The sequence below is a fragment of the Conyzicola sp. genome (assembly GCF_046714715.1).
GTDB lineage: Bacteria > Actinomycetota > Actinomycetes > Actinomycetales > Microbacteriaceae > Conyzicola.
This window is the reverse complement of sequence record NZ_JBKKAD010000142.1, coordinates 1-7643: the sequence shown is the minus strand read 5'-3', so window position 1 is coordinate 7643 and position 7643 is coordinate 1. Positions and strand designations below refer to the sequence as shown.

General features: G+C 66.0%; 8 protein-coding genes. 1 reads left to right on the top strand and 7 read right to left on the bottom strand.

Translation table 11 applies throughout. The annotated features are described in order from the left end of the window. The 7 genes from ACLQ6X_RS10455 to opgC all read right to left on the bottom strand — a co-directional run. The coding region (locus ACLQ6X_RS10455; RefSeq protein WP_411700103.1) for an HAD-IIA family hydrolase at positions 1-665 on the bottom strand (665 nt) is incomplete at its 3' end. Then, positions 658-1524: a DNA-methyltransferase gene (locus ACLQ6X_RS10450; protein WP_411700102.1), complete on the bottom strand. Its 867-nt coding sequence runs from the start codon at positions 1522-1524 to the stop codon at positions 658-660. The genes ACLQ6X_RS10450 and ACLQ6X_RS10455, both read right to left, overlap by 8 nt. 27 nt (positions 1525-1551) lie before the next feature. Next, entirely contained in the window at positions 1552-2718 is a 1167-nt protein-coding gene (locus ACLQ6X_RS10445; RefSeq protein ID WP_411700101.1) for a PP2C family protein-serine/threonine phosphatase, read from the bottom strand. Continuing rightward, positions 2715-3125: an ATP-binding protein gene (locus tag ACLQ6X_RS10440; protein ID WP_411700100.1), complete on the bottom strand. Its 411-nt coding sequence runs from the start codon at positions 3123-3125 to the stop codon at positions 2715-2717. The genes ACLQ6X_RS10445 and ACLQ6X_RS10440 overlap by 4 nt, the downstream gene beginning before the upstream one ends. Further along, positions 3118-3450, bottom strand: coding sequence for an STAS domain-containing protein (locus ACLQ6X_RS10435; protein ID WP_411700099.1), 333 nt, complete (start codon positions 3448-3450; stop codon positions 3118-3120). The genes ACLQ6X_RS10440 and ACLQ6X_RS10435 overlap by 8 nt, the downstream gene beginning before the upstream one ends. Beyond that, the gene (locus tag ACLQ6X_RS10430; RefSeq protein WP_411700098.1) at positions 3450-5402 is read right to left on the bottom strand and encodes a glycosyltransferase; all 1953 of its coding nucleotides are present in this window, start codon (positions 5400-5402) and stop codon (positions 3450-3452) included. The genes ACLQ6X_RS10435 and ACLQ6X_RS10430 overlap by 1 nt, the downstream gene beginning before the upstream one ends. After that, complete coding sequence (gene opgC, locus ACLQ6X_RS10425) at positions 5399-6598, bottom strand: OpgC domain-containing protein (RefSeq protein ID WP_411700097.1); 1200 nt, start codon at positions 6596-6598, stop codon at positions 5399-5401. Before opgC ends, ACLQ6X_RS10430 begins: the two co-directional genes overlap by 4 nt. A 156-nt stretch (positions 6599-6754) precedes the next feature. Between opgC and ACLQ6X_RS10420 the strand changes: the two genes are divergently transcribed. Continuing rightward, positions 6755-7390, top strand: a complete 636-nt coding sequence (locus ACLQ6X_RS10420; protein WP_411700096.1) for a TrmH family RNA methyltransferase — start codon at positions 6755-6757, stop codon at positions 7388-7390. Positions 7391-7643 lie beyond the last annotated feature (253 nt).

The following is a 7643-nucleotide window of genomic DNA, read 5'->3' as shown; positions in this document are numbered from 1 at the left end:
CCGGCCTCGATTCCGGCGACGATGTCGGTGTCCATGCGGTCGCCGATCATGCCGGTGTTCTCGGAGTGGGCGCCGATCTTGTTCATCGCCGAGCGGAACATCATGGGGTTCGGCTTGCCGACCACGTAGGGCTCTTTGCCCGTGGCCTTGGTGATGAGGGCTGCGACGGCCCCGGTCGCGGGCAGCGGTCCGTCGGCACTGGGCCCCGTGGCATCCGGATTCGTCACGATGAATTTCGACCCCGCGCCGATGAGGCGGATGGCCTTGGTGATCGCCTCGAACGAGTAGTTGCGCGTCTCGCCGACGACCACGTAGTCGGGGTTCGACTCGGTCATGATGAACCCCGCCTCGTGCAGGGCGGTGGTGAGGCCGGCCTCGCCGATCACGAAGGCGCTGCCGCCGGGCAGCTGGCTGGCGAGGAAGTCGGCGGTGGCGAGGGCGGAGGTCCAGATGCGGTCCTCGGGAACGTCGAGCCCCGAGGCCTTGAGGCGCGCACTCAGGTCGCGCGGGGTGAAGATCGAGTTGTTGGTGAGCACGAGGTAGGGCTTGCCCTCGTCGCGCCACTGTTGCAGCAATTCAGCTGCCCCGGGAACCGGATGGTTCTCGTGCACGAGAACGCCGTCCATGTCGGTGAGCCAGCACTCGATTTCGCCGCGGTTATTCATGCGGCAATAGTACCGAGGTAGCGGCCTCGCCCAGCCTCTTCTCGATGATTGCCAGCGCCTGCGGATTCTGCTCCACCAGCACGAAGCGCCGGCCGAGCTTCTGCGCGACCGCGCCGGTGGTGCCGCTACCTGCGAAGAAGTCGAGCACCCAGTCGCCGGGCGCGCTCGAGGCGTGGACGATGCGGCGCAGAATGCCCTCGGGCTTCTGCGTGGCGTAGCCGGTCTTCTCTTTGCCGGTGGGCGACACGATGGTGTGCCACCAGACGTCGGTCGGCAGCTTGCCGAGCGCCACCTTCTCGGGTGTCACTAGGCCCGGCGCCATGTACGGTTCGCGGTCGACCTCGGCGTTGTCGAAGAAGTAGGTCTTCGGGTTCTTCACGTAGACGAGGATCGTGTCGTGCTTGGCCGGCCACTTGTTCTTCGCCCTGGCGCCGTAGTCGTAGGCCCAGATGATCTCATTGAGAAAGTGCTCCCGGCCGAAGAGAGCGTCGAGCACCACCTTCGCGTAGTGCACCTCGCGGAAGTCGAGGTGCAGATAGAGGGTGCCGCGGTCGTCGAGCAGGCGCCAGGCCTCCTCGAGCCGGGGCTCCAGGAAGTCCCAGTAGTCGGCGAACGAGTCGTCGTAGCTGTAGAGCAGGCCTTTCACGGTCTCGTAGTTGCGTCCCTGGAAGCCCTTGCGGGTGCCCTCGGCCGAGCGCACCGTGGTCATGGTCTGCCTCGCCTGCACCCTGCCGGTGTTGAACGGCGGGTCTATGTAGATCAGGCGGAACGATTCATCCGGCAACTGCGCGAGGGCCGGCAGGTTGTCGCCGTGCACCAGGAGGTTCGGGCCGTCAGAGTGCCAGCCCAGTTTCTCCATGATGAGAGATTAACACCGCGCCGAGGGCTAGAGGAGCGACGGCCGGGTCACCGCGACGACGGTGACGTCGTCGGTAGCACGCAGCGTGCTGCACAGTTCGGTGATTCGAGCCACGATCTCCACGGCGCCCCTGCTGTCCAGCGCGATATCGACGATCGGATCGATCGAAGCCAGCGTGCCGTCCATCATGTCGAGAAGTCCGTCCGTGAACGTCACGAGGGTATCGCCGTGTTCGAGCAGGGCGTGTCCGGCATGGAATTCGACGTCGGCGGCGATCCCCAGCGGGAGGCCGGTGGAGATGAGGCGCTCGTGCGACCCGTCTGGGCGTACGAGTACGGAGAGGCCATGTCCGGCGTCGGCGAAATCGAGGTCGCCCGTCGTCAGGTCGAGACGAGCGAGAAAGACCGTCGCGAACGTGGAGGTTGCGGTGAAATCGTCGAGCAGCAGCTCGTTGGTTCGGCGCAGCACGTCGGAGGGGGCGCCGTCGCCGAGCGCGTTGATGGTGGCACGCAGGGTCGCGGCTACGATCGCGGCTCCGACTCCCTTGCCCATGACGTCGGCCAGAACGACGTGCACGATCGAGCCCTTTCGCGACCACGAGTAGAAGTCGCCACCCACGTGGTGGTAGGGGATGCTGACGCCGGCGACCTCCGCGTCGGTGGCTGTCTCGGGCCCGACGGGCATCAGGCTGCGTTGCACGAGGCCGGCTTGGTCTCGTTCGACGTTGTCTATCAACTCGCGCTCCACCCATATGGCCATCTCGTCGAGCAGGTGTTCCTGTTCGGCGTCAAACGATCGCGGTTCAGTGTCGACGAGGCAGATCGTGCCGACGCGCGCGCCATTGCCCACGGTGAGGGGCCTGCCGGCATAGAAACGGATATGGCGCTCGCCGGTGACGGTCGAGCGTTCGGCGAAGCGAGCATCGAGCGTCGCGTCGCGAACCACGAGGTTGTCCGGCGACTGGATCGTCACGTCGCAGAACGACTGGTCGCGCGCAGAGATCGGATCGGCGCCCGGCAGTTGGGGAGACTTTGTGAACTGGATGGTCTCGCCGATCAGGTTGATCTCGGCAATCGGCACGTTGAACACCTCGCGCGCCAACCGGGTGATGCGGTCGAAACGCTCCTCGGGCGGGGTGTGCATCAACTCGAGCCCGATCAACGTCTCCATGCGGCCGTCTTCGCTGACCGTCATGACCGTTCCCTCTCTCGCATTTTCTCGATCATCCACAGATTCTCGCCTTGACGTCGTTCATAGTGAAACGCGTCGACCAACCGCTGGATGAACGCGATGCCGCGACCTGACTCTGCGAATTCGCCGGGCATGTCACGGTCCGCGAGGTCGACCTCGCTCGGCGCGGATACGTCGGCGAGACTGCCCCGGATGCGATCGGCGTCCACTGCGATGCTAAGGGTTCCCACGACCCCGTTACCGCCATTTGAGTGCTGGATGACGTTGGCGGCGAGTTCGATCAGGGCCGTCTCGAACTTCAGCCTGTCCATCGCGTCGAGTTCGGGCGAAGCTGCCCAGACCCGCTGGATGTAGTCGTGCACCGTGTCGAGGTCGTCGGGCGGGCAGCGCAGCGCCAGTGGCTCAGTCACGGTATGCGTCTTCCGGAGAGACGTAGGAGGTGAGGATGCGGTCGAGGTTCGAGAGCTGCAACACCATCGTCACCTGTTCCGAGGGGGCAGCGATTCGGAGGTCGCCGCCGGCCTGTCGGGCCGTTTTCAGGCAACCGACCAGCGCCCCAAGGCCTGAGGAGTCCATGAAGTCAACGCCCGAGAGGTCGACGACCACGCGCGGTCGGCCCTGAAAAATCGCGTCCGTGACCGCTTCTCTGAGCAGCGGCGCGGAGACCATGTTAAGCCGGCCCTCTCCTCGAATGACGGCCACGAGTTCGTCTATGGGCCTGGTTTCGAACTCCATTAGCTGCCTTTCGAGTGGGGCACGTAGCCCTTAAGGGTGATCGCGGGGAAAATTACGCTCAGAACGACTAGGTCGAAGACCGCCCACGCTAGGTTAACCGCTGTACCGATGAGCTCTGCGTCATTCACGAGCGCGTTGATCAAGCCAACCACGATCGCGATTACGAGCAGCGCCATGACGATCAGCTGCGGGCGTACAAGTGACCACTGTCGCTCGGTCGTCAGTCGTCGGGTCTTCGGGGTGACCGCGAAACCGAGAGGAATGCGCAGCACCACATTGGTGAACGCTGTCGTGCAGGCGGAGATCCACACCGGGAAGAGGGCGAGGTTGTATTGCTGGCCTCGCCAGGTTGGAATGCCGCGCGCGGCGACGAGGAAGAGCATCTGGTTGACCAGCATGAACGGGATGAAGCGGGCGAAGAAGTCAAGGGCGAGGCTGTTCACCGGCAGGATGCCCGCGATCAGGAAGATGATCGGGGCGGCGAAGTACACGATGGCCGCGAAGCCGCCGAGGTATGACCACATGGTGGAGAAGTACATCAGGCGTTGCGCTGCGTTCATTCCGCGCTGAAGCAGCGGGTTCTCCTTGAGGAAGACCTGCATCGTGCCCTGGCCCCAGCGCAGCCGCTGAGTGAGCATTGTGCCGACGTCTTCGGGGGCCAGCCCGTCGGCGAGCAGCTCGTTGTGGTACACGGTCTTCCAGCCGAGGGCGTGCAGGCGCATCGAGGTCGCCATGTCTTCGGTGACCGAGATGGTGGCGAGGGGCATCACCGGCTGAGCCTCATCGCCGCGGTCGATGCCGATGCGGCGCAACGCCGTCTGCACCTCTTCGAGCGCATTGAGCGGGCTCAGGTCGCGGGCGGAGAGCTGGGTGAGAAGCGCACCGCCGTCTAACTGGAAGGCTTCGTCAGTGGCTTTCCCGTCGCGCGCCTCAAGGGCAGCGATCTCGGCTAGATCGGCTTCGAGCGAGGCGAGGTCGACAGCCACGATCGATGACGTGGCCGAGTCGACCTTGCGGTGGAGGTCGTAGGTCAGCTCGCCGATCGGAGCGCCTGCCGCGAGACTCGACCGAGCCTCTGCGATGGCCTGGGTCACGGTGTCGAGGGCGACGCGCACGGCCGGCTCGGCGTTTGCCGGGTGGTGGCGCGACGCGCGCAGTACCTGAGAGGCGTTGCGAAGGGCGGTCGAGACGGAGCGGTCGATCTCGCGCACGTAGCCGACGATACCCAGCTGCATAAGAGCGTCGCGGCGCAGGATCGCGTTCGATCCGCAGAAGAAGGCGGCGTTCCAGCCATCCTTGCCCTGCTGGATGGGGCCGTAGAACAGGGGCGCCTGGCTGCCGAGCGGATCCCGGTCGGACACGTTGGAGAAGACCTGCGGGGTCTGGACGAGCGACACGGCGTCGTCGGTGAAGTAGCCCAGAGTGCGGTCGAGAATCTCCGGCCGCGGGATCATGTCGGCGTCGAGGATGAGGATGAACTCTCCCTCGGTGTCTACGAGCGCGTTGTTGATATTGCCGGCCTTGGCATGGCGTTGGAATCCGGCCCACTCCGAGCCGCGCGAGATGTAGCCGATGCCCTCGGCCTGCGCCGCGAGCTTCAGGTCGTCGCGGGCGCCGTCGTCGAGAATCCAGGTCTTGTGCGGGTAATGGATGTCGCGTGCCGCTCGCCCCGTGGTCAGTACGAGTTCGACCGGCTCGTTGTAGGTGGCGATGAAAACGTCGACCGTGCGGCCGTCCGGCGCCTCCGGGGGTCCTGGCCGCGGCTTCGCGCGCCAGACGGTGAGCCCGAACAGGCACACGTCGATGAAGCTGTATGTCTCGGCCAACACGAGGGGCACGGCGATCCACCACGCGTCCCAGTTGAGCGACACGAGCCAGCGCCAGACGATGTAGTTGGCGCCGAGCGCGGCGGTCGCCAGAATCAGAAGGCGGAGCAGCAACATCCGCGTCATCGGGCCGACCTCCTCAGCGCGAGCAGGGCGAGCGTTCCGCGCATGGCGAGCACGATCGCCGCGATGATCGCGACGGCGGGAAGCGGGGAGTCGCGAATACCCGGCACGCTCACGACCAGAACCCCTGCGGCGACGAGCAGCATGATCGAGGCTATGGTGCTGCGGCCGAGCGCCGACAGCAGCCAGCCGAAAACCGCGTGGAGGGGCCGCCACACGACGGTGAGCAGCCCGTAGGTCACGATGATGAACACGACGGCCACGACGGAGCGCAGCGGGCCCGGGGCGGAGGGTTCGAACAGCCAGCCTGTGTCCGCGCCCGCGAATCGGGCAAGCAGGTCGGGGTACGACGTCGTCACGTTCCCCGTGAACCACGGCAACGCGATGATGGACGCCGCGACGGTGGCGAGCACGGCGAATACCACGCGCCCCACCCGGCCGCGGAACCAGGCGACGACTTCGCGCCGGTAATACCCTCCGACGAGGCCGAGCACGAAGATGAACTGCCAGCCGAGTATCGGCAGGCTGGCTTCGGCCCGTGTCGGCAGAACGCGCAACTGAGTGACAAGCTCGGTCAGATAGAGCGCGGTGCTGACTGCCAGCACGAGGAACCATTTGCCGCGGCCGAGCGCCCACAGCGCCGCGGGTGCAACCACGAAGAGCGCGACGAGCACGCCGATCACATCAAGCGGCCACGGTCCGAGCCGGAGGAGCAGGATGTCGAGCACGATGTTCGGGTCGAGGGGGTAGCCGATCGCCACATCGGCGGCGTCGGTGGGCGGCGGAGCCAATAACGACCCGCGAACCCCGTGTGAGGAGAGCGCCGTGAGGGGCGCCGTGGAAATCCAGGGCACCAGGTTCAAAGCGAGCAGGGCTGCCGTCGCGGCGACGACGGCGAGGTAGAGCGCCCGACCGCTTTTCCAAATTCGCAGGACCGACTCGCCGACAGCACCCCCCGCGAACCGTGGCCGATAGAGCATTCCCATGACGGCACCCTCGGTGGCGATGAGGAAGGCAATCGCCGAGAGGGTGCCGGTGGACTCGAACAGAACGGCGGTCGGCCGCGTGAGTTGAACGACCATCTCCGCCGTGAGGAAGACGATTGCGATGCCGCGCAGAATGTCGATGCGCCCGTCACGAGCGCTGGGCCCGTCGTACCCCAGGGCGGCCGTGCGCCGTCGAGTGGCAGTCGCCAGCATCCCCGTCCCCCTAATTCCCCGAGCGACGTGACACTTCATAGTGACATGAAAGGTTCTCAGTCGCGTCCGACGATTGTATGCCGAACGCGGCCGAAATCCCATGGTTGGACTGTCGTGACAAACGGGGCGAGCGCGGCGTGCGGCTACTCTCAACTGGTGGCCGATAACAACGACAACCCCTCCGTCGAGCTGACGACCAACGGGGTGGGGCCGTGGCGCGGCGAACTGCCCGAGGGCGACCACTGGGACCCGGAGCTGCTCGCCACGGGCGACTCCCGCAACGTGATCGACCGCTACCGCTACTGGAGCATGGCCGCCATCGTCGCCGACCTCGACGAGCACCGGCACGGCTTCCACGTCGCCATCGAGAACTGGCAGCACGACATGAACATCGGGTCGATCGTGCGCAGCGCCAACGCTTTCGCCGCCGATACCGTGCACATCATCGGCCGCCGACGTTGGAACAAGCGGGGCGCCATGGTCACCGACAGATATCAGCACGTTATGAATCATCCGGATGTCGCGGCCTTCGTCACCTGGGCCCGCGAGGCCGACCTTCCCATCGTCGCCATCGACAACATGGAGGGCGCGGTGCTGATCGAGACCTTCGACTTTCCCGAGCGCTGCGTGCTGTTGTTCGGTCAGGAGGGCCCCGGGCTCACGCCCGAGGCGCTCGCCGCAAGCGACGTGCAGGTGGAGATCAGCCAGTTCGGCTCGACTCGCAGCCTCAACGCCTCCGCCGCGGCCGCCGTGGCGATGCACGCCTGGGTCACCCAGCACGTCGCGTTCTAGGCCCACCGTCGCTGCGAGCAGCGGGGCAACGAATCGACCTTCGACCGCCCCGTAAAGGTCGAAAGTTTGCCCCTCTGCTCGGGCTAGGCGCCGGGCGGGCTAGGCGCCGATCGGGCTCGGGCGCAGCTCGCGCAGGGTGCGGAACCGTCCCTGCTTAAGGGCGCCGAGCGCCGACGCCGTGAGCGAGATCACCAGCCACGCCGCGAGCGGCACGACCGTCGCCCAGAAGGCCGCGGGCGATCCGCCGTACATC

Excerpts from the sequence above, each read along its gene's own strand:
- ACLQ6X_RS10450 (WP_411700102.1), bottom strand. The coding sequence starts at position 1,524 with ATGGAGAAACTGGGCTGGCACTCTGACGGCCCGAACCTCCTGGTGCAC.
- ACLQ6X_RS10445 (WP_411700101.1), bottom strand. The coding sequence starts at position 2,718 with ATGACGGTCAGCGAAGACGGCCGCATGGAGACGTTGATCGGGCTCGAG.
- ACLQ6X_RS10435 (WP_411700099.1), bottom strand. The coding sequence starts at position 3,450 with ATGGAGTTCGAAACCAGGCCCATAGACGAACTCGTGGCCGTCATTCGA.
- ACLQ6X_RS10430 (WP_411700098.1), bottom strand. The coding sequence starts at position 5,402 with ATGACGCGGATGTTGCTGCTCCGCCTTCTGATTCTGGCGACCGCCGCG.
- opgC (WP_411700097.1), bottom strand. The coding sequence starts at position 6,598 with ATGCTGGCGACTGCCACTCGACGGCGCACGGCCGCCCTGGGGTACGAC.